This window comes from Marilutibacter spongiae, assembly GCF_014145325.1.
Lineage (GTDB): Bacteria > Pseudomonadota > Gammaproteobacteria > Xanthomonadales > Xanthomonadaceae > Marilutibacter > Marilutibacter spongiae.
The window spans coordinates 22,312-44,519 of sequence record NZ_JACHTF010000016.1 but is presented as its reverse complement, the minus strand read 5'-3'; the positions used below and the strand labels follow the sequence as shown (position 1 = coordinate 44,519).

Below are 22,208 nucleotides of genomic sequence, written 5' to 3'. Positions count from 1 at the left end.
AAACCGGTCCACGCCCCGCGCGTGGGCCGGCGACAGAACCGTTGCAGCCCAGCGCAACAAGGAACCCCGCATGGACTTCTCGAAATTCTTCATCGACCGGCCGATCTTCGCCGCCGTGCTGTCGATCGTGATCTTCGCCGCCGGCCTGATCGCGATCCCGATCCTGCCGGTCAGCGAATACCCGGAAGTGGTGCCGCCCTCGGTGGTGGTGCGCACGGTCTATCCCGGCGCCAACCCCAAGGTGATCGCCGAGACCGTGGCCACGCCGCTGGAGGAAGCGATCAACGGCGTGGAGGACATGATGTACATCAAGTCCGTCGCCGGCTCCGACGGCGTGCTCGTCATCACCGTCACCTTCCGCCCCGGCACCGACGCCGACGACGCCGCGGTGCGCGTGCAGAACCGCGTCAGCCAGGCGCTCGCGCGCCTGCCCGAGGACGTGCGGCGCCAGGGCGTGACCACCCAGAAGCAGTCGCCGACCTTCCTGATGGTCGTGCACCTGACCTCGCCCGACGGCAAGTACGACACCCTGTACCTGCGCAACTACGCCCGCCTGCACGTGAAGGACGCGCTCGCGCGCATCCCCGGCGTCGGCGACGCCCAGGTGTTCGGTGGTGGCGACTACGCCATGCGCGCGTGGCTGGACCCGGACAAGATCGCCGCGCGCGACCTGACCGCCAGCGACGTCGTCCGCGCGATGCGCGAGCAGAACGTGCAGGTGTCGGCCGGCCAGATCGGCGCCGAGCCGATGCCCAGCAGCGACTTCCTGACCCTGATCAACGCCCAGGGCCGCCTGCGCACCGAGCAGGAGTTCGGCGACATCGTGCTCAAGGCCGGCGACGACGGCGAGATCGTGCGCCTGTCCGACGTCGCCCGCCTGGAGCTGGGCGCCAGCGACTACACCCTGCGCTCGCAGCTGGACGGCAAGAACGCGGTCGGCATCGGCATCTTCCAGGCGCCCGGCGCGAACGCGCTGGACATCCAGGAGCAGGTCATCGCGAGCATGGACGAGGTCGCACAGCGCTTCCCGGAGGGCGTGAAGTACGAGGCCGTCTACGACACCACCATCTTCGTGCGCGACTCGATCAAGGCCGTGGTGACCACCCTGCTCGAGGCCGTCGTCCTGGTGGTGCTGGTGGTGATCCTGTTCCTGCAGACCTGGCGCGCCTCGATCATCCCGCTGATCGCGGTGCCCGTGTCGGTGGTCGGCACCTTCGCCGCGCTGTACCTGTTGGGCTTCTCGATCAACACCCTGAGCCTGTTCGGCCTGGTGCTGGCGATCGGCATCGTGGTCGACGACGCGATCGTCGTGGTCGAGAACGTCGAGCGCCACATCGAGGAGGGCGCCGCGCCGCTGCATGCGGCCCACCTGGCCATGAAGGAAGTGTCCGGCCCGATCATCGCGATCGCCCTGGTGCTGTGCGCGGTGTTCGTGCCGATGGCCTTCTTGTCGGGCGTCACCGGCCAGTTCTACAAGCAGTTCGCGGTCACCATTGCGATCTCCACGGTGATCTCGGCGATCAACTCGCTGACCCTTTCGCCGGCCCTGGCCGCGCGCCTGCTCAAGCCGCACGGTGCGAAGAAGGACGGCGCCTCGCGCCTGATCGACCGCCTTTTCGGGCGCCTGTTCGCCGCCTTCAACCGCTTCTTCAACACCAGCTCGGACACGTACCAGCGCACGGTGTCGAGGACGCTCGGCAAGCGCGGCGCGGTGTTCGCCGTCTACGCCGTGCTGCTGGCGGCGACCGGCTTCATGTTCCACGCGGTGCCGGCGGGCTTCATCCCGATCCAGGACAAGCTGTACCTGATCGCCGGCGTGAAGCTGCCCGAGGGCGCGTCGATCGCGCGCACCGACGCGCTGTTGCAGAAGGTCAGCGACATCGCCATGGAGACCGAGGGCGTCTCGCACTCGATCGCCTTCCCGGGCCTGAACCCGCTGCAGTTCACCAATACCCCCAACAGCGGCGTGGCCTTCTTCCCGCTCGAGCCCTTCAGCAAGCGCAGCCGCACCGCCGAGGAGATCAACGCCGAGATCAACCAGAAGATCGGCGGGCTGCAGGAAGGCTTCACCTTCTCGTTCATGCCGCCGCCGATCCTCGGCCTGGGCAACGGTTCGGGCTACCAGCTGTTCATCGAGGACCGCGCCAACCTGGGATACGGCGCCCTGCAGAACGCCGTCAACGGCTTCCAGGGGGCGATCTCGCAGACCCCGGGCATGGGCTTCCCGATCACCAGCTACCAGGCCAACGTGCCGCAGCTCGACGCCGAGGTCGACCGGGTCAAGGCCAAGGCGCAGGGCGTGTCGATGACCGAACTGTTCGACACCCTGCAGACCTACCTGGGCTCGGCCTACGTCAACGACTTCAACCAGTTCGGCCGCACCTGGCAGGTCATCGCCCAGGCCGACGGCTCGTTCCGCGACAGCGTCGAGGACATCGCCAACCTGCGCACCCGCAACGACCGCGGCGAGATGGTGCCGATCGGCTCGATGGTCAGCGTCAAGCAGACCTTCGGTCCCGACCCGGTACTGCGCTACAACGGCTATCCCGCCGCCGACCTCGCAGGCGAGGCCGACCCGCGCATGCTCTCCTCCGCCCAGGCCATGGGCACGCTGGAGCAGCTCGCCGCGCAGGTCCTGCCCAACGGCATGAGCATCGAATGGACCGACCTGAGCTACCAGCAGGCGACCCAGGGCAACGCGGCGCTGGTGGTGTTCCCGCTGGCCATCCTGCTGGCCTTCCTGGTGCTGGCCGCGCTGTACGAAAGCTGGACCCTGCCGCTGGCGGTGATCCTGATCGTGCCGATGTGCATGCTCTCGGCCCTGCTGGGCGTGAAGCTCACCGGTGGCGACAACAACGTGTTCGTCCAGGTCGGCCTGGTGGTGCTGATGGGCCTGGCCTGCAAGAACGCGATCCTGATCGTCGAGTTCGCGCGCGAGCTGGAAATGCAGGGCAAGGGCATCGTGGAGGCCGCGCTTGAAGCCTGCCGCCTGCGCCTGCGCCCGATCGTGATGACCTCGATCGCCTTCATCGCCGGCACCGTGCCGCTGGTGCTGTCGCATGGCGCGGGCGCGGAAGTGCGCTCGGCCACCGGCATCACCGTGTTCGCCGGCATGCTCGGCGTGACCCTGTTCGGCCTGTTCCTGACGCCGGTGTTCTACGTGGCCCTGCGCAAGCTGGTGTCGCGTCGCGCCGCGGCGGCCCCGGCGCACGGCCCCTCCGACATGGAGAGCTACCATGCATGACCCGATACCCTTCGCCTCCCGCGCCCGCGCGCTGATGCCGGCCGCGCTGGCCCTGGCCCTGGCGGCCTGCGCCGTGGGGCCGGACCATGTCCGCCCGGACATGCCGCTGCCGGCGCGCTTCGATGCCGCCGAAGGCGCGCCCGCCGCGCTGCAGGCCACGCCCGACGCCAACGCGCCGTTCTGGGAGGCCTTCGACGACCCGGTGCTCAGCCGCCTGGTCGACGAGGCGCTGCTCGCCAACCACGACCTGCGCATCGCCCTCTCGCGCTACGACCGCGCGAATGCCCTGCTGCGGGGCGCCCGCTTCGACCGGTTCCCCACGGTCACCGCCAGCGCCACCGCCAGCGACGGCCGCAGCAGCGCCGACCAGCTGCCTGGCGTGCCGCGCGACGCCCGCGACGCCGAGTCCTACGAGGCCAGCGCCGTCGCCAGCTGGGAGCTGGACCTGTTCGGCCGCGTGCGTCGCAGCGTCGAGTCGCAGGGCGCCGATGCCGCCGCGAGCGCGGCCGACCTGGAGGCCTTGCAGGTCGCCATCATCGGCGAGGTCGTCGGCGGCTACGTCGACCTGCGCGGCCTGCAGGCCCGCCTGGCCGTGGCCCGTGACAACGCCGACAACCAGCGCGAGACCCTGCGCCTGGTCGACGCCCGCCTGGAGGCCGGGCGGGGCACCGAGTTCGACACCTCGCGCACCCGCGCCCAGCTCGAGAGCACGCTCGCCCGCGTACCCGCGCTGGAGGCCGCCGAAGCGGTGCAGATGCATCGCCTGGCCGTGCTCACGGGGCAGGCGCCGGCGGCACTGCGCGATGTCCTGTCCGAGCCGCGTCCGCTGCCGGCACTGCCGGCGCGCTTCGATCCAGGCACGCCCGGCGAACTGGTGCGGCGCCGACCCGACGTGCGCGCGGCCGAGCAGCGCCTGCACGCGGCCACGGCGCGCATTGGCGTGGCGACCGCCGACCTGTTCCCGCGCTTCACCCTGGGCGGCCTGATCGGCAGCCAGGCGATCGACAGCAGCGCCCTGTTCGAACGCGCGAGCGAGACGCGCCTGGTCGCCCTCGGCATCGACTGGTCCTTCCTCGACATCGGCCGCGTGCGTGCCCGCATCGCCGCGGCCGACGCCGACGCCGAAGGCGAGCTGGCGCGTTACCAGCAGACCGTGCTGCGCGCGCTGGAAGATACCGAGAACGCGCTCGTGCGCTATGCCCGCGCCCGCGACGAGGACGCCCATCTCACGCAGGCGGCCGCCGACAGCGCCCGCGCCGCGGAACTGGCGCGCGTGCGCTTCGACGCGGGGGCGGCCGACCTGTTCGAAGTGCTCGACGCCGAACGCAGCCGGCTGCAGGCCGAGGACGCGCTGGCCGACGTACGCACCCGTAGCGTCGGCGGGGCGGTGGGCGTCTATCGCGCCCTGGCCGGGGGCTGGCCCTCGCGCCTGCCGGCACGGGAAACCGTCGCCGGTCGCTGAGCGCCATCCGGTGCGGGCCGCCCTACCGTCGCGGCCCGCCAGCGCCTAGACTCTGGGCCTTCGGAAGGAGGCATTCTGGATGCGGATCGCGCTGGCCCTGCTGCTGGCCCTGGTCGGATGCGCGTGGCCGGCGATGGCCGGCGCGCAGGCGCTCAAGGTCGAGCTGCTGCATACCGAGCAGGAGTTGCGAACGCCGCCCGCGGTGGCGCCCGTGCAACGGCGCCTGGTCGCCACCGCCCCGGGCGAGGCGGTCCGGCTGCCGTTGCAGCGGCGCCAGGCCGGCTACTGGCTGCGCCTGACGACCGACATCCCGATCGCCGCCGACCGCCCGCTGGCGCTGGTGCTGGACGGCCCGCGCAGCCTGGGGCCGGTCACCTTCTATCCGCCGGGCGCCGCCCCGGTGCTGGTCGAGCAGGGCGAGGGCGCCGAGAGCCATCTGCTACGCCGCGGTTGGCACCTGCCCCTACCCGAGGGCTGGCCGCCGGCCAGCGTGGCCTACCTGCGCGTCAACGGCACCTCCAGCCAACCGCTCACCCTGGCCCTGATGGACGTGGACCGGGTGATCCTCGCCGAGCGCCAGCAGGCGCGGGTCTCCAGCGCGGTGTTCACCACGCTGATGCTGATGGCGATCTTCATGGTCGGGCTGTGGGTGGCGTTCCGCGACCTGCTCTACATGAGTTACGCGGCCTATCTGGTCGCCATCGCGGCCTACGCCATGCTGTTGTCGGGCGACGCGAGCGAGATCCGCGTGCTGGCCCTGCTCGACGCCAGCGGCGCACTGGGCCGCTACGCACTGGCGACCCTGGCGGTGGCCCTGCAGCTCATCTTCACGATCCGTTTCCTGGAGCTGGACCGGCTTATGCCGCGACGCGCGAAGGTGCTGCACGTGGGCGTCTGGCTGCACTTCGTCCTGCTCGCGATCCTGCTGTTCGGACGCGAGCACGTGTATGGCTGGTACTACCTGGCCTCCAACGGCCTGTTGCTGCTGGTCCTGCCCTTCGCGGTGGTGATCGCGGTCCAGGCCTGGCACAAGGGGGCCGCGCTGGCGGGCTACTTCCTGATCGGCTGGACGCCGCTGCTGGCGGTGGTGCTGATGCTGGTCTGCCACCAGTTCGGCCTGGTCGACCTGCCCTGGGCCCAGCGCCTGCTGCCGCTGGCGGCGGTGCTCCAGTCCGCGGTGCTCGCCCTCGCGCTCAGCCAGCATGCGGCCAATCGCCACCGCGTCGCCCTGCTGGCGCGCCAGTCGATCGAGCGCGATCCGCTGACCGGCGCCCTGAACCGCAATGCGATCACCGAGATGCTGGCCGCCTGGGGCCAGATCGGCCACCTCGGCGCCAGCGACTACGGCGTGCTGCTGATCGACCTGGACGATTTTTCCGAGGTCAACCAGAAGCACGGTTACCTGGTGGGCGATACCGTCATGCAGCAGGTGCTGGCGCGCATCCGCGGCCTGGTCCGGCCCGACGACACGGTCGCGCGCATGGAGTCGGACATGTTCGCGGTCGTCAGCGAATGCCACCGCGACGACTGCGAGCAGCTGGCGCACCGCCTGGTCGAAGGCTTCCAGCGACGGGCCTTCTCGGTCGACGGCGTCGACGTGGCCGTCAGCATCAGCATCGGCCTGGCCATGTCGGAGCGCGGCGAAAGCGTGGACGCCTTCCTGGCGCGCGCGGAAGCGGCCATGCAGAGCGCGCGCATCGCCGGGCACAGCAGCGTGGGCCTTGCCGCGGACACTTCCACGGTGCGTGCGCGCCGACGCCGCGCCGCTGCCGCCAACGCGGAATGACACGTTTGCACGGGCGCGGACGCCGGAACCGCCGCTGAACGACGGCGGGCGAAGGTGTCGCGCGTCATTGCGGCACCGCGCCGGGGGGCGTAGGTTCGCCGCAGCACACCGCCGAACGTGTGCGACGACAACGACTGAAATCCCATTGCCGGGGCCGCCTTGCGGCTCCGCTTTTCTTGGTGGCGGCGCTTCCCGCCGCGCCCTCCTGCGCGTGCCCCGACCCGCCGGATTTCTGCCGTGCGCGCGGTCTGGAGTAGGATGCCTGTCCCCCACCGTTGACGCATGTCATGGCCGACTCCCGCAAACCCACCCGTGAACAGGCCGAGGCGGCCGTGCGCACCCTGCTCAGCTGGGCGGGCGACGATCCCGCGCGCGAGGGCCTGGTCGACACGCCCAAGCGCGTGGTGAAGGCCTACAGCGACTGGTTCAGCGGCTACGAAACCGACCCGGCCGAGTATCTCAAGCGCACCTTCGAGGAAGTCGAGGGCTACGACGAGATGATCGTGCTGCGCGACATCGAGTTCGAGAGCCATTGCGAGCACCACATGGCGCCGATCATCGGCAAGGCGCACGTGGGCTACCTGCCAGACGGCAAGGTGGTCGGCATCAGCAAGCTGGCGCGGGTGGTGGAGACCTTCGCCCGGCGCCTGCAGGTGCAGGAGAAGATGACCGCGCAGATCGCCCAGGTCATCCAGGACGTCCTGCAGCCGCGTGGCGTGGGCGTGGTGATCGTGGGCGCGCACGAGTGCATGACCACGCGTGGCGTGCACAAGCGCGGCGTCAGCATGATCACCTCGAAGATGCTCGGCGGCTTCCGCGACGACGCGCGCACCCGCGCCGAATTCCTGCAGTTCATCGACGTCGGCCCGGGCCGCTGAGGCCGCGGGCGGCCGCGTCAGCCGCCTGACCGCGCCAGCAGGGCCGCCACCGCGGCCAGCGCCGCATCGTCTACGTGCAGGTGCGGCGCCAGGCGCAGCACGCTCCCGCGCGCGGTGTGGATCACGCCGGCGCGGTCGAGCGCGGCCGCGGCGCCCGCCAGGCGCTCCGGGGGCGGACGCAGGCCCAGGAAATGAGCGCCCGGTGCCGCGGCCAGCCACTCGCCCAGGCCCTGCGCCCGCAAGGCCTCGCGCAGGCAGCGCCCGCGCGCCTGCAGCCCGGCATGGACGCGTTCCAGCCCCCAGTCGCGCAACTGCGAAAACGCCGCCGCGGACATCGCCAGCCGCTGCGGTTCGGCCACGCCGCCGGCATCGAAGCGCCGCGCGCCGCGTGCCAGCGGGGGCGGGCTCGGCGGCGAGTCGAAGACGGTGGCGGCCTCGCGCGCGATCCAGTGCTGCTCCAGTGCGACGCCGCGCTCGCGCCACGCCGGCGAGGCCCACAGGTAGGCCAGGCCGTAGGCGCCGAGCAGCCACTTGTGCCCGACCGACGCGACGAAATCCGGCCGCCAGCGCACGATGTCCGCCGGCAGCGCGCCCAGGCTCTGGCTGAGGTCGAGCACCAGCGCCGCGCCGCGGGCATGGGTCGCCGCGGCGATCCGGTCCAGGTCCAGGCGACTGCCGTCGTGCCAGTGCACCTGCGGCAGCGCGGCGATGCGCAGGTGCGGCGCGCGGGCGATCGCGTCGACCACGGCATCGCTCCAGTCGCCCGGGCGGCCATCGGCATCGACCGGGCGCGCGACCTGTTCCAGTCGCGCACCGACGTCCCGGCATCGCTGTTGCCAGGGCAGCAGGTTGGAGGGGAACTGGCCGGCCAGCACCAGCACGGTCTCGTCTGCCGCCAGCGGCAGGTTGCGTGCCGCCAGCGACAGGCCGTAGGCCACGGACGGGACCAGGGCGATGCCATCGGCGTCGCCGTCTAGATGGCCGGCGGCGCCGCGGCGAACATCCTCGATCGACGCATGCCATGCGTCCATGTCCAGGCGCCAGGGCGTCGTGCCGGCGTCGAGCGCGCGCCGTGCCGCCTGCTGCACGCGGGCGAGGCGGGGCCCATGCGAGGCGGCGTTCAGGTAGACGACATCGTCCGGCACGAGGAAATCCACGCGCTCGAAACGCGCCATTGCCTGCCAGGCCGGGGCTGCCGCATGCGTGTCCATGCCGTCGATGCTCATCCGATCATGCTGCCACCGTCATGGCAGGGGTGTCACCCGCGTGCAGGCCACGTCACATCCGCTGCGATAAGCTCGGGGCCATGACATCGACGGCTGCCCACGCCCTGCACGATGCGCCCGCCGGATCCCGGTCCGATGCCGGTTCGACGGATCTGCTGCAGGCCCGCTACCGCAAGGTGCGCGCGCGCACCGCCGCCCTGGCCGAGCCGCTGTCCCCCGAGGATGCGATGGTCCAGAGCATGGACGACACCAGTCCGGCCAAGTGGCACCTCGCGCACACCACCTGGTTCTTCGAGCATTTCGTGCTGGGGCGCGATCCGGGCTACCGGCCGATCAACCCCGACTGGCACTACCTGTTCAACAGCTACTACCAGAGCGTGGGCCCGATGCACGCGCGCCCGCGGCGCGGCCTGCTCTCGCGCCCGGGCCTGGAGGAAGTGCGCCTGTATCGGGAAGAGGTCGATGCCTGCATCGCACGGGCCTTCGCCGCCGGCGACATCGACGAGGCCGGGCAGCAGGCGGTCCTGCTGGGCACGCACCACGAACAGCAGCACCAGGAACTGCTGCTGACCGACATCAAGCACGCGCTGTGGTGCAACCCGCTGCGCCCGCCGTATCGCGGCGACCTCGCTCACGACCCCGGCGGTGCAGCGGCGACGCCGCTGGCCTGGCAGGCCTTCGACGAGCGCGTCGTCGAGCTGGGCCATGCGCCCTGGCCGGGCGAGGCGGGCTTCGCCTACGACAACGAATCGCCGCGCCACCGCGTGCTGGTGCCGGCGCATGCGCTGGCCTCGCGCCCGGTGAGCAACGCCGAGTTCCGCGCCTTCATCGAGGACGGCGGCTATCGCAACGTGGCGTTGTGGATGAGCGAGGGCTGGGCCCGGCTGCAGGCCGAAGGCTGGTCGCGGCCGCTGTACTGGGAGCCCGACCTCGAGCACGCCTACACCCTGGGCGGCATGCGCCCGATCGAAGCGCATGCGCCGGTGTGCCACCTGAGCTATTTCGAGGCCGATGCCTTCGCGCGCTGGGCCGGTGCCCGGGTGCCGACCGAAGCCGAATGGGAGCGCGCCGCCCTGCACCTGCCGGTCCGCGGCCACTTCGCCGACGACGACCGCTTCCACCCGCGGGCGGCGGCAGCCGAGAGTCCGCAGCTGTTCGGCGACGTGTGGGAGTGGACCTCCACCGCCTATGGGCCGTATCCGGGCTTCCGGCCGCTGCCCGGCTCGCTGGGCGAATACAACGGCAAGTTCATGTGCGGACAGTGGGTGTTGCGCGGCGGCAGCTGCGCCACGCCTCGCGACCACGTCCGTGCCAGTTACCGCAATTTCTTCTACCCCCCCGATCGCTGGCAGTTCTCGGGCCTGCGCTTGGCCAAGGACGCACCATGACGCCGACCGCCCGGACCATGCCCCCGCTCACCGACCTGCACCCCAGCCCCGACGACATCCTCGGCGACACCCTCGCGGGTCTTTCGGCCACGCCCAAACGGCTGTCATCGAAGTACTTCTACGACGCGCGCGGCTCGCAGTTGTTCGAGCAGATCACACGCCAGCCCGAGTATTACCTCACCCGCGTCGAGCTGGCCCTGCTGGCCTCGGCGATGCCGTCGATCGCCGAGGCGGTCAACGACTGCCCGCACGTGGTCGAGTACGGCAGCGGCAGCGGTCGCAAGACCCAGCTGTTGCTGGAGGGCCTCGTCGATCCGGTCGCCTACACGCCGATCGAGATCTCGCGCAGCGCACTGCTGGCCAGCGTCGAGCGCCTGGCGGAGGCCTTCCCGGACATCGAGATGTTGCCGGTCTGCGCGGACTTCACCCAGGCCGTGCCCTTGCCGCGCCCCGAGCGTCCCGCCCGGCACACCCTGGTGTTCTTCCCCGGCTCGACGCTGGGCAACTTCACCTTCGACGTCGCCGAACGCCTGTTGCGCGCGATGCACGCCACCATGGGGCCGCGGGGCCAGGCGCTGATCGGCATCGACCTGGTCAAGGAGGTCGCGCGCATCGAGGCGGCCTACAACGATGCCGCCGGCGTCACCGCCGCGTTCACCCTCAACCTGCTGGCCCGCCTCAACCGCGACGTCGGCAGCGATTTCGACGTCGGGGCCTTCGAACACCTGGCGCGCTACTCGAGCGAGCGCGAGCGCATCGAGACCTTCCTCGTCAGCCGCCGCGACCAGGACGTCCACGTCGACGGCCGACGCTTCCACTTCGAGGCCGGCGAAGCGATGCAGGTGGAGTACAGCCACAAGTACACCGATGCGAGCTTCGATGCGCTCGTCGGCCGCGCCGGGCTGCGCGTCACGCGGCGCTGGAACGCGCCCGGCGACGACTTCGGCCTGCGCCTGTTGCAGCCGGTGTGATCACCCAGCCGCGAGGCCGGGCCCTGGCGTCGCCAGGGACGCCACGCGGCGATCCATCGCGCCCGGCCCCGGTGCCCGGCTGCCCGCGGCGGTCGGCCGGAACGCGCTGCGCGAATGCCCGAACGCGGCAGAACCAGGAGACCCGACATGAGTGATGCCCCCAAGCCGCCCGCCCGCTACGACGACCTGCGCGCGCTGTTCCTGAACTGCACGCTCAAGCGCAGCGGCGTCGACTCGCATACCGATCGCCTGGCACGCGTCGCCGCGGGCGTGATGGAGGCCAATGGCGTCGACGTCGAGATCCTGCGCCCGGTCGACCTCGACCTGGCCCCGGGCGTGCAGCCCGACATGACCGGGCACGGCTTCGAGCGCGACGACTGGCCCGGCCTGTGCCGCAAGGTCATGGCGGCCGACATCCTGGTGCTGTGCACGCCGATCTGGCTGGGCGAGGAGAGCTCGGTCTGCCGACGCGTGATCGAACGGCTCTACGCCGAGTCCGGCAAGCTCAACGACAAGGGCCAGTACATCTACTACGGCCGCGTCGGCGGTTGCCTGGTGACGGGCAACGAGGATGGCATCAAGCACTGCGCGATGACCATGCAGTACGCCATGCAGCACCTGGGCTACACGATCCCGCCGCAGGCCGACGCCGGCTGGATCGGCGAGGCCGGGCCCGGCCCGTCCTACGGCGACGACGGCGCCGGCTTCGACAACGACTTCACCCAGCGCAACACCACCTTCATGGCCTGGAACCTGATGCACCTCGCGCGCCTGCTCAAGGACGCCGGCGGGATCCCCGCCCACGGCAACCAGCGCGACAAATGGGACGCCGGCTGCCGCTTCGACCATCCGAATCCGGAGTATCGGTGATTGGTTGATTCGTGATCCGTGATTCGTGATTCGTGATTCGTGATTCGTGATTCGTGATTCGTGATTCGTGATTCGTGATTCGTGATTCGTGATCCGTGATTCGTGATCCGTGATTCGTGATTCGGAGCGAGGCGCGCTCGTGCCGCCACGTGCGTGGCGTAAGGAGGCCCAACGAGGTTCGTGAGGCGACATGCGTAGCCCGGGTAAGGCGAAGCCGCACCCGGGGTCGACGGGTTGGTCCGATCGGTAGACCCCGGATGCGCTGCGCTTATCCGGGCTACCGGGGTTTGGTGGTGGATGCCTGGCCTCAGGCCGCAGCGGCGTCGGTGGCGGGCTTGCGGTCGCCGTTGCGCAGCAGGCGGGTGATGCCCACGGCGGCTTCGCGGCCTTCGAATGCCGCGGTCACCACCAGGTCGGCACCGCGCACGGCGTCGCCGCCGGCGAACACGCGTGGGTGGGCGGTCTGGTACGGTCGCTCGCCATGTTCGCCCGAGGTGCGGATGCGGCCGTCGGCCTCGAGTTCGATGCCGTGGCGGGCCAGCCACTCTGGCGCATCGGGGCGGAAGCCGAAGGCGATGACGACGACGTCGGCCTCGAGTACCGATTCGCTGCCTTCGATGATCTCGGCGCGCTGGCGGCCGTGGGCATCGGGTTCGCCGAGCCGGGTTTCGGCCACGCGCACGCCGGTCACCTGGTCGCCGGCACCGATGATTTCCAGCGGCTGGCGGTTGAACAGGAAACGCACGCCTTCCTCGCGGGCATTGGCGACCTCGCGGGCCGAGCCGGGCATGTTGGCCTCGTCGCGGCGGTAGGCGCAGGTCACCTCGGCGGCGCCGAGGCGGATCGCGCTGCGCACGCAGTCCATGCCGGTGTCGCCGCCGCCGAGCACGACCACGCGGCGGCCTTTCAGCTCGGGCACCGCGAGGCTGTCCTCCCAGCCGGCGATGGGCTTGCCGGCCGGCTCGGTGCCGGTGACCACGCGTCCGTTCTGCACCAGGAAGGGCAGCGCGGGCAGCACGCCCTTGAGGTCCTGGCCGGGTAGGCCGCCGTCGGTGTAGCGGTAACTGCCCAGGCCCAGGAACACGGCGTCGAACTCGTCGAGCAGGGCATCGAAGCCGACGTCGCGCCCGACCTCGGTGCCGAGGCGGAATTCCACGCCCATGCCCTCCAGCAGTTCACGGCGGGTCTGGATCACCGACTTGTCGAGCTTGAAGCTGGGGATGCCGAATTGCAGCAGGCCGCCGATCTGTTCGTAGCGGTCGTACACCACCGCCTGGATGCCCGCGTGGGCGAGCCGGTCGGCGCAGGACAGGCCGGCCGGGCCGGCCCCGACCACCGCCACCCGCCGGCCGGTCGGCACCACGCGCGACATGTCCGGGGTCCAGCCCTCGGCGACCGCGCGATCGACGATGTATTTTTCCACTGCGCCGATGGTGACCGCACCGAAGCCATCGTTGAGCGTGCAGGCGCCTTCGCACAGGCGATCCTGCGGGCATACGCGGCCGCAGATCTCTGGCAGCGGGTTGGTTTCGTGGCACAGGGTGGCCGCTTCGTGGACGCGGTCCTCGCGGGCAAGCTCCAGCCAGTTCGGAATGTAGTTGTGCAGCGGGCACTTCCACGAGCAGTACGGATTGCCGCAATCCAGGCAACGCTCGGCCTGGTGCTTGGCGGTATCGGCGTTGAACGCGCCGTACAGCTCGCCCCAGTCGCCGTCGCGCCGCAGCGCCAGCGGGATCCGCGCGGGCATCTTCCGCGGCAGGTCGAGGAACTCGAACACGTTCTTGCGAGGGGCTGGCTTCTTGTTCATCTCACCCGGGACTCTGGTCATGCTGGCCTTCAGCCCCCTTGGCAAGGGGGGCGCCCCGCAGGGGCGGGGTTCGGGAAGGCATCGTGGGGCCCGGGATTTGCCGCGCAAATCCTGGGGATGTTGAGGCGTAGCCGAGACATCACGCAGCCCTCTTGAGGGTATCGGCCAGCGAGGCCAGGCTGGCGGCCTTCGGCTTCACCAGCCAGAACTTGCCGACGTAGTCGCGCATCTCGTCGACGATGCGGCGGGTGCGCAGGCTGCCGGTGTGCAGCGCGTGCGCTTCAAGCAGGTCGCGCAGGTGCGAGCGGTGGTGCTCGAAGCCGTCGCCGGCGATGCGCACGATGTCGATCAGCTCGTGGTTGTAGCGGTCCACGAAGTCGCGGTCGAGGTCGAGCACGTAGGCCATGCCGCCGGTGAAGCCGGCACCGAAGTTCAGGCCGGTCCGGCCCAGTACCGCCACCACGCCGCCGGTCATGTATTCGCAGCAGTGGTCGCCGGCGCCCTCGATCACCGCCACCGCGCCGGAATTGCGCACGCCGAAGCGCTCGCCGGCGCGGCCCGCGGCATACAGCTCGCCACCGGTGGCACCGTACAGGCAGGTGTTGCCGATGATCGGCGACTCGTGGGTGGTCCAGCGCGCCTCCGACGGCGGGCGCACGACGATGCGGCCACCGGCCATGCCCTTGCCCACGTAGTCGTTGCCTTCGCCGACCAGCTCGTGGTTCAGGCCGCCGGCATTGAACGCGCCGAAGCTCTGGCCCGCGGTGCCGTTGAAGCGCAGGGTGATCGGCGCATCGGCCATGCCGTGGTCGCCGTGCGCGCGGGCGATCGCGCCCGACAGGCGCGTGCCGATGCTGCGGTCGGTGTTGCGGATGTCGAACTCGAACGTGCCGCCGCGCTTGTGCGCGATGGCCTCCGCCAGGATCGCGTCCAGTCGCGCGGACAGGCCGCCCGGCGCCGGCGTGGGCTGCGGCATGCCGCAATGGCCGCCGTGCGCCAGCCCTTCGACGGCCAGCAGGGGCGCGAGGTCGAGGCGGCGCCCGTGCGCGCCCTCGCGTTCGACCTGCGCCAGCAGGTCGGCACGGCCGACGATCTCGCCCAGGGTGCGTGCGCCCAAGCTCGCCAGCAGCTCGCGCACTTCTTCCGACAGCAGGCGGAAGAAATTCTCGACGCGCTCTGGCAGTCCGGTGAAGTGCGCGCTGCGCAGGCGCTCGTCCTGCGTGGCGACGCCGGTGGCGCAGTTGTTGAGGTGGCAGATCCGCAGGTACTTGCAGCCCAGCGTGATCATCGGCGCGGTGCCGAACCCGAAGCTCTCTGCGCCCAGCAGGGCCGCCTTGACGACATCCAGACCGGTCTTCAGGCCACCGTCGGTCTGCAGGATCACGCGGTCGCGCAGGTTGTTCGCGACCAGCGCCTGGCGTGCTTCGGAAAGGCCGATCTCCCAGGGCGTGCCGGCATAGCGGATCGACGACAGCGGACTCGCGCCGGTGCCGCCGTCGTGGCCGGAGATGGTGATCAGGTTGGCGCCGGCCTTGGCCACGCCCGCGGCGATCGTGCCGACGCCGGCGTGCGACACCAGCTTGACCGACACCAGCGCATCGGGATTGACCTGCTTGAGGTCGAAGATCAGCTGCGCAAGGTCCTCGATCGAATAGATGTCGTGGTGCGGCGGCGGCGAGATCAGGCCGATGCCCGGCGTCGCGTGGCGCAGGCGGGCAATCAGTTCGTTGACCTTGTGGCCGGGCAACTGGCCGCCCTCGCCGGGCTTGGCGCCCTGCGCGACCTTGATCTGCAGCACCTCGGCATTGACCAGGTAGTGCGGGGTGACGCCGAAGCGGCCCGACGCGATCTGCTTGATCTTCGACGCCTTGTCGGTGCCATAGCGCACCGGGTCCTCGCCGCCTTCGCCGGAATTGCTGCGGCCGCCCAGGCGGTTCATCGCGATGGCGAGTGCTTCGTGCGCCTCGGGCGACAGCGCGCCCAGGCTGATCGCCGCGGTGTCGAAGCGGCGGACCAGGGCGTCGATGCCCTCGACCTCGTCCACCGGCACCGGCGTCGCCGCCGGACGCAGCGTGAGCAGGTCACGCAGGGCCGCGGTGGGGCGCAGGTTGACGGTGTCGGCGTAGCGCTTCCAGTCCTCGCGCTCGCCAGTCAGCACCGCGCGCTGCAGGGTCATCACCACGTCCGGGTTGTACTGGTGGTACTCGCCTCCGGGCTTGAACTTCAGCAGGCCGCCGATCTCCGGCAGCGCGTTGTCGTCCCAGGCATGGTCGGCGAGATGCGCCGCATCCGCCTGCAGGCTGGCGAACCCGGCGCCGCCGATGCGCGCGGGCGCACCGTCGAAGCACAGGGCGACCACCTCGCGGTCGAGGCCGATGATCTCGAACAGCTGCGCGCCGCGGTAGCTGCCGATGGTGCTGATGCCCATCTTCGAGATGATCTTCAGCAGGCCCTTCTTGATGCCGCGGCGGTAGCTGCGGCCGATCTGTGCGATCTCGCCGTCCGGTGCCTTGAGGATGCCGCGGGTGCCGAGGTCGTGCAGGGTCTGGTAGGCCAGGTACGGGTACACCGCGGTCGCGCCGAAGCCGATCAGGCAGGCGAAGTGGTGCGGGTCGCGCGCGGTGCCGGTCTCGACGATCAGGTTCACCTCGCAGCGCAGCCCGGTGCGCACCAGGTGCTGGTGCACCGCGCCGGTGGCCAGCAGCGCGTGGACCATCAGGCGGCCGCGCTCCGGATAGCGGTCGCTGAGGATCAGCATGGTGCGGCCGGCGCGCGCGGCGGCCTCGGACTCCGCGCACAGGCGCTGCAGCGCGGCTTCGAGTCCTTCGTCCGCGTCGTAGTCGAGCTTCAGCAGCCGGTGCGCGGTGTCGTAGGGCGCCATCGCCAGCAGCTGGCGGATCTTGCGCTGCGACAGGATCGGCGAGTTGAGCAGGACGTGGCGAACGTTGTCCGGCCCTTCGACGAAGATGTTGCCCTCGCGGCCCAGTTGGGTCGCGAGCGACATCACGCAGTCCTCGCGCAGCGGGTCCATCGGCGGGTTGGTGACCTGCGCGAAGGCCTGGCGGAAGCAATCGTACAGCGGGCGCACCTGCTGGCTGATCGCGGCCACCGGCACGTCGTCGCCCATCGAGCCGGTCGCTTCCTGCTCGGTCTCGGCGAGCGGGCGCAGCACCTGTTCGCGTTCCTCGCGGGTCAGCTGGTAGAGCTTCTGGAAGGTCGCGAGGGTGGACGGGTCGAACGGCTCGGCCGCGGTGCTCGGGTCGATCAGCTCGTTCTGCAGGTAGGTCATGCCCTGCTTGAGCCAGCGCTTGTAGGGCGCGCGGCCACGGTTGATGCGGTCGATCGCGTCGGTGTCGAGCAGCTCGCCGGCCTGCAGGTCGACCGCGATCATCTCGCCCGGGCCGAGCTTGCCCTTGGCCTCGACCTCGGCGGCGGGCAGGTCCCACACGCCGGCCTCGGAGGCAATCATGAAGTGGCGGTCGCGGCTCAGCGACCAGCGCGCCGGGCGCAGGCCGTTGCGGTCCAGCGAACAGGCGGCGAAGCGCGCGTCGCAGGTGACGATGCCGGCAGGACCGTCCCACGGCTCGGTGTTGAGGGCGTAGTACTCGTAGAACGCGGCGAGGTCGGCGTCCTTGTATTCCAGCGACTGGGTCGCCGGTGGGATCAGGATGCGCATGGCCTTGAGCAGGTCCATGCCGCCGGCCTCGAGCAGCTCCAGCATCTCGTCCAGGCTCTGCGAATCCGAGCCCCTGATGTTGATGACCGGCTGGAACTCGCGGGGGTCCAGCGTCGGCGTGCGCCAGGCGTGCGCGCGTGCCTGTGCCCAGGCGCGGTTGCCGGCGATGGTGTTGATCTCGCCGTTGTGCGCCAGCATGCGGAACGGCTGCGCCAGCGGCCAGCGCGGCGTGGTGTTGGTCGAGAAGCGCTGGTGGAACACCACGGCGCTGCTGGCCAGGTCGGCACGCTGCAGGTCCGGGTAGAAGGTCGCCAGGTGCTCCGGCATGACCATGCCCTTGTAGCCGATGGTGCTCGACGACAGGGTCACCGCGTAGACATCGTCGTAGGCCTCGCCCAGTGCGCGCAGGCGCTGCTCCGCGCGGCGGCGCGCCAGGTACAGTGCGTGCAGGAAGGCCGCCGGGTCGGGGCGTTCGCCGTCGATGTCGACGGCCGGCACCACGAACAGCTGCTCGATGCGCGGCAGCGAGGCCTTGGCCAGTTCGCCGCAGACCGAGGTGTCGACCGGCACCACGCGCCAGCCGGCGACGGCCAGCTTCACTTCGCGCAGGGCGAGGGAGAACGTCTCGCGCGCCTTCGCCGCCGCGGCGTCGTCGTGCGGCAGGAACACCAGGCCGGCGGCGAAGCGCTGGCCCAGGGCGATGCCGGCCTCACCGGCAAGCGCGCGCAGGAACGCCTCGGGGCGGCGCAGCAGCAGGCCGCAGCCATCGCCCGACAGGCCATCGGCGGCGAGGCCGCCGCGGTGGGTCATCCGGGACAGCGCCGCCAACGCCTGTTTCACCAGCAACGCGCTCGGTTGATCGTCGAGCTGGGCAATCAGGCCGAAACCGCAGGCATCGCGCTCGTCACGCGGATCGTAGAGGCCTTCGGTGTTGGGTTGTTGCGCTGGATCCATGGACTGCGTGCTCCGCGGGTGGCGTTGCCGGATGGCATCGGGCCGCGGGCGCGCGACGCTGGAAAACGCGGAAGCGGCGCCTCGGTTCGCTTGCGCGATCCGGCCGGCCTTGAGCCAAGGGTCTCCCGACTAAAGCACATATTGTGCGCTGCGGCAAATCCGGCCGGCGCCGCTAAACAGTTGAAATTGAAACTATTTTCCAGGCTCCGGCGTGCGGCGCTGCCGTTCCATGCGACCAATGGACGACGGCCGCCGCCGCGCCCGGGCGGGCGGCAACGGGGCTGCGATAGACTGCGCGCCCGTCCCCCGCAGGCGTCACCGTGTCCGTGCCCCACGTTCCTGCCGCGCGTCGAGCCGCCCTGGCCTTCATCTTCTTCGTGGTGTTGCTGGACGTCCTCGCCTTCGGCCTGATCATCCCGGTCCTGCCGCACCTGATCGAACGTTTCGTCGGCGGCGATACCGCGGACGCGGCGGTCTGGGTGGGGATATTCGGCGTCGTGTTCGCGGCCATCCAGTTCGTGACCGCGCCCATCCAGGGCGCGCTGTCGGATCGCTTCGGGCGTCGCCCGGTGATCCTGCTGTCCTGCCTGGGGCTGGCCCTGGACTTCGTGTTCATGGCGTTGGCGCACACGCTGCCCCTGCTGCTGGTGGGCCGGATCATCGCCGGCATCACCTCGGCCAGTTTCACCACGGCCAATGCCTACATCGCCGACGTGGTCCCGGCCGAACAGCGGGCGAAGAGCTACGGCATGATCGGCGCCGCCTTCGGCATCGGCTTCGTGGTCGGTCCTCTGCTGGGCGGCTGGCTGGGCGAGATCCACCTGCGCCTGCCGTTCTGGTTCGCCGCCGGCCTGGCGTTGCTGAACTTCCTCTACGGCTGGTTCGTGTTGCCCGAGTCGCTGCCGCCGGGCAAGCGCAGCGCTCGCTTCGAGTGGCGCGACGCCAACCCGATCGGCTCGCTGGGCCTGCTCAAGCGCTATCCGCAGGTGCTGGGACTGGCGGCCGTGGTCTGCCTGGCGAACCTGGCGCATTACGTCTACCCGAGCGTGTTCGTCCTGTTCGCCGACTACCGCTTCGGCTGGGGCCCGCGCGAGGTCGGCTGGGTGCTGGCCGCGGTGGGCGTGTGCAGCATCCTGGTCAACGGCCTGCTCGTGGGGCGCGTGGTCGGCTGGCTGGGCGAGCGTCGCACGCTGCTGCTCGGCCTCGGCGCCGGCGTGGTCGGGTTCCTGGTCTACGGCCTGGCCGACCGCGGCAGCCTCTGGCTGCTGGGCATCCCGATCAGCGCCCTGTGGGCCCTGGCTTCGCCGGCCACCCAGGCCCTGGTCACGCGCGAGGTCGGACCGGAGGTCCAGGGGCGCATCCAGGGCGCGCTGATGAGCCTGATCGCGATGGCCGGCATCGTCGGTCCCGGCCTCTTCGCCGGCAGCTTCGGCTATTTCATCGACACCGCGCGTCCGGTCGCGCACCCGGGGGCGCCATGGCTGATCGCCGCGGCCATCCTGGCCACCGCGGTCGCCATCGCCTGGGCCAAGGCGCCCCGCCTGGCGACGCGGGGGCATCCGGTCGATGCCGAGAGGCCGGCCACGCCCGTCGACGGCACGCCGGGGCCGTGACCAACGGCGCTCGTGCCCACTTCGTGGGGCGCATACTCTGTCCGTGCCCATTTTCCGGAGGTTCCCGATGCGCATCCTGACCCCTGTCCTGCCGCTGGTGCTGGCGAGCGGCCTCCTGGCCGGCTGCGGCGCCGGCGAGTACCACGACACTCGCGACGCGGTCGACGCCCGTCCCGAATGCAGCGGCATGCGCGGCGAGACCAAGGGCGAACCCGTACCGGCCTGGTGCGAGCGCGAGCAGGGCATGACCTGGTCGTCCGACGACGACGAGGTCGAGCTCGATTTCAGCGGCAACAAGGGCGACGACTGAGTCTGTCCGGCTGTTGCTGCGTCGCGAAGCTGCACGCAAGACGGACGATGGGTTTTGCTTCGCGCTACCCATCCTACGGTGCTGTCTCTCGCCACGTCTCGTAGGGTGGGTAGAGCCAAAGGCGAAACCCACCGTCGCGTCAGGCTGCGACGCATGATGGGTTTTGCTTCGAAATGTGGAGGGTGAAGTCAAAGGCGTCCCCCCTTTGGGCGGGTCCCTCGTATATCCGCTGGCCAGACCGCCATCGTTGTCCTCGGCGATTCGCGGAACAGGTGCAATGCGCTCCGCTTATTGCACCCTACGGTGCTGGCTCTCGCCACGTCTCGCAGGGTGGGTAGAGCCAAGGGCGAAACCCACCGTCGCGAAGCTGCACGCAAGACGGACGATGGGTTCTGCTTCGCGCTCCCCACCCTGCGGTTCCAGGGGGGGCGGTGGACCAGGCGACGCCGTCAGGCGGGCGCGTCCGGCGCGGGGACCTCCGCCGGCAGGGCCTGGTCGAACGTCGCCACCAGGTCGTCGACGCGCCAGTGCGCCTCGCGCGCGGTCGCCTGCGCCTCGGCCAGGCGCGGGGCCAGCGCGCGCTGGTCGCGCGGCACCACCACCAGGACGCCACACAGGCGCATGCCTTCCTCGTGCAGGCGCAACTCGCAGTCCTCCACCCAGTCCAGCGCCATGACCCGTTCGCGGATGCGCTCGACCACCGGATCGGCCTGGCCGCGCTCGACGGTCTCGGGCCGCGCATCGTGCAGGTCGCGGATTGCATGCAGCATGTTGCGCACGCCGTCGTGCAGCACGTCGCCGGCGATCACCAGCGCGGCGACCGCGTCGGCCCACCACCAGCCGAAGCCGATCCCGATGATGCCGGCCACGCCCGCCAGCGCCGTCATCCAGTCGGCCTTGTTCATGTCCGCGTCGGTATGCAGGGGCTTGAGGTGCAACTCGCGCGCCAGCTTGATCTTCAGCCGGCCGAGTATCACCGGCGGGATCGCGCTGGCCAGCAGGGCGGCGATCATCACCCAGCCCAGCCAGACGTGGTGGCCGAGCAGCTGCACGCTGCCGATCGCGGGATGCTCGCGCGTGGCCAGCGCGGTCACGTTGTCGACCACCAGCCAGACGCCCACCCCCGACAGCGCCACCGCCGAGGCGAGGAAGGCGATGTCGAAGGCGCGCGCGCGACCGTTGACGTAGGTCGCGTCCGGCGGCTTGCGCGAGAAGCGCGCGGCCAGCAGGAAACCCAGCGGCGGCACCATGCTCAGCAGGTCCTCCGCCCACGCGGTCTTCATGGCCTGCGACTCGCCCATCGCCAGGTACATCAGCACGGCGGTGCAGGCCAGCGCGACCAGGGTGATCGCGCTCAGCACTTCCGCGCGACGGAGCATCGCGGCCTGGCGCGTCGGCAGCGGATGGTGGGGGCGCACGCTCATCGGGCCTCGCTCCCCAGGCGCGCGCGCGCTGCCCCGCTGCGCAGGTAGGCCTCCACCTCCAGCTGCCAGGCGTTCTCGCCCGGCGGCAGCGCGAGGACGCGCATCACCGGCGTGCCGGCTTCGTCGACGTCGCGGAACGGCTCGCTCAGCGCGACGCGCTTTTTCCAGGGCGAGTCGGGTGCGGTGCCGCCCACGACGAGGTCGAGGCCGAAGTCCTCGAGTCGTTGCATCAAGCGGTCATGCGTGCCGACCTGCCAGTCCACGCGCGCGTCGTGGCGCGCGGCGAACGCCTCCACCAGCCAGACCTCCGGTCCCGATGGCGCGCGGCCGGGGACCAGGACCACGAAGGGCGGATCGTGCACGACCCCCGCGTGCAGCACCCCGCCCTGGACCTGCGCCAGGGTCCGTTCGGGATCGCGCGGGTAATCGCTGCAGGCGCCCAGCCCCAGCAGGGCCAGGGCGGCGAGGCAGCGCAGCAGCCATGCGGGTGACGGGGCGACGGGCATCGGGCGGGCTTCGATCGAGGAGACGGATGCGCAGTGTCGGCGCCGGCGCGTGTGGGCGAGGTGCAGGCGCGGAGCGGATCTTGGCGCGCCCTT

Annotated in this window: 14 protein-coding genes; 9 read left to right on the top strand and 5 right to left on the bottom strand. The window is 70.8% G+C overall.

Translation table 11 applies throughout. The features are described from left to right. Window positions 1–70: 70 nt before the first annotated feature. From H4F98_RS13520 to folE, 4 genes are all read left to right on the top strand, one after another. The gene (locus tag H4F98_RS13520) at window positions 71–3,244 is read left to right on the top strand and encodes an efflux RND transporter permease subunit (protein WP_182688361.1); all 3,174 of its coding nucleotides are present in this window, start codon (window positions 71–73) and stop codon (window positions 3,242–3,244) included. After that, entirely contained in the window at window positions 3,237–4,706 is a 1,470-nt protein-coding gene (locus H4F98_RS13515; RefSeq protein WP_220479224.1) for an efflux transporter outer membrane subunit, read from the top strand. Before H4F98_RS13520 ends, H4F98_RS13515 begins: the two co-directional genes overlap by 8 nt. A gap of 79 nt (window positions 4,707–4,785) precedes the next feature. Further along, the gene (locus H4F98_RS13510) at window positions 4,786–6,492 is read left to right on the top strand and encodes a sensor domain-containing diguanylate cyclase (RefSeq protein WP_182688360.1); all 1,707 of its coding nucleotides are present in this window, start codon (window positions 4,786–4,788) and stop codon (window positions 6,490–6,492) included. Window positions 6,493–6,779: 287 nt separating this feature from the next. After that, on the top strand, window positions 6,780–7,370 hold the full coding sequence (gene folE / locus H4F98_RS13505) for a GTP cyclohydrolase I FolE (RefSeq protein ID WP_182688359.1): 591 nt from the start codon (window positions 6,780–6,782) through the stop codon (window positions 7,368–7,370). A 17-nt stretch (window positions 7,371–7,387) separates the two neighbouring features. Here the strand turns inward: folE and H4F98_RS13500 are convergent, their stop codons facing one another. Further along, window positions 7,388–8,581: an aminotransferase class V-fold PLP-dependent enzyme gene (locus H4F98_RS13500; RefSeq protein WP_425487610.1), complete on the bottom strand. Its 1,194-nt coding sequence runs from the start codon at window positions 8,579–8,581 to the stop codon at window positions 7,388–7,390. 95 nt (window positions 8,582–8,676) lie between these two features. On the opposite strand from H4F98_RS13500, the gene egtB reads away from it, so the two are divergent. The 3 genes from egtB (at window position 8,677) to H4F98_RS13485 (ending at window position 11,825) form a co-directional block, all read left to right on the top strand. After that, window positions 8,677–9,984: an ergothioneine biosynthesis protein EgtB gene (gene egtB, locus H4F98_RS13495; RefSeq protein ID WP_182688357.1), complete on the top strand. Its 1,308-nt coding sequence runs from the start codon at window positions 8,677–8,679 to the stop codon at window positions 9,982–9,984. Continuing rightward, window positions 9,981–10,955, top strand: a complete 975-nt coding sequence (egtD, locus tag H4F98_RS13490) for an L-histidine N(alpha)-methyltransferase (RefSeq protein WP_182688356.1) — start codon at window positions 9,981–9,983, stop codon at window positions 10,953–10,955. The genes egtB and egtD overlap by 4 nt, the downstream gene beginning before the upstream one ends. Window positions 10,956–11,102: 147 nt before the next feature. Beyond that, complete coding sequence (locus H4F98_RS13485) at window positions 11,103–11,825, top strand: flavodoxin family protein (protein WP_182688355.1); 723 nt, start codon at window positions 11,103–11,105, stop codon at window positions 11,823–11,825. Window positions 11,826–12,132: 307 nt separating this feature from the next. Here H4F98_RS13485 and H4F98_RS13480 read toward each other — a convergent pair whose 3' ends face one another. After that, a complete protein-coding gene (locus tag H4F98_RS13480) occupies window positions 12,133–13,653 on the bottom strand; it encodes an FAD-dependent oxidoreductase (protein ID WP_246072061.1) in 1,521 nt (506 codons plus the stop codon). A 118-nt stretch (window positions 13,654–13,771) separates the two neighbouring features. Beyond that, on the bottom strand, window positions 13,772–18,262 hold the full coding sequence (gltB, locus tag H4F98_RS13475) for a glutamate synthase large subunit (RefSeq protein WP_182688354.1): 4,491 nt from the start codon (window positions 18,260–18,262) through the stop codon (window positions 13,772–13,774). Window positions 18,263–18,582: 320 nt separating this feature from the next. Between gltB and H4F98_RS13470 the strand changes: the two genes are divergently transcribed. Both H4F98_RS13470 and H4F98_RS13465 read left to right on the top strand, forming a co-directional pair. Further along, complete coding sequence (locus tag H4F98_RS13470) at window positions 18,583–19,875, top strand: MFS transporter (RefSeq protein WP_182688353.1); 1,293 nt, start codon at window positions 18,583–18,585, stop codon at window positions 19,873–19,875. Window positions 19,876–19,942: 67 nt separating this feature from the next. Next, complete coding sequence (locus tag H4F98_RS13465; protein WP_182688352.1) at window positions 19,943–20,185, top strand: hypothetical protein; 243 nt, start codon at window positions 19,943–19,945, stop codon at window positions 20,183–20,185. A 449-nt stretch (window positions 20,186–20,634) separates the two neighbouring features. Here H4F98_RS13465 and H4F98_RS13460 read toward each other — a convergent pair whose 3' ends face one another. Together H4F98_RS13460 and H4F98_RS13455 are read right to left on the bottom strand one after the other, a co-directional pair. After that, window positions 20,635–21,609, bottom strand: a complete 975-nt coding sequence (locus tag H4F98_RS13460) for a cation diffusion facilitator family transporter (RefSeq protein WP_182688351.1) — start codon at window positions 21,607–21,609, stop codon at window positions 20,635–20,637. Continuing rightward, on the bottom strand, window positions 21,606–22,115 hold the full coding sequence (locus H4F98_RS13455; protein ID WP_182688350.1) for a transglycosylase SLT domain-containing protein: 510 nt from the start codon (window positions 22,113–22,115) through the stop codon (window positions 21,606–21,608). Before H4F98_RS13455 ends, H4F98_RS13460 begins: the two co-directional genes overlap by 4 nt. Between the last annotated feature and the right edge of the window lie 93 nt (window positions 22,116–22,208).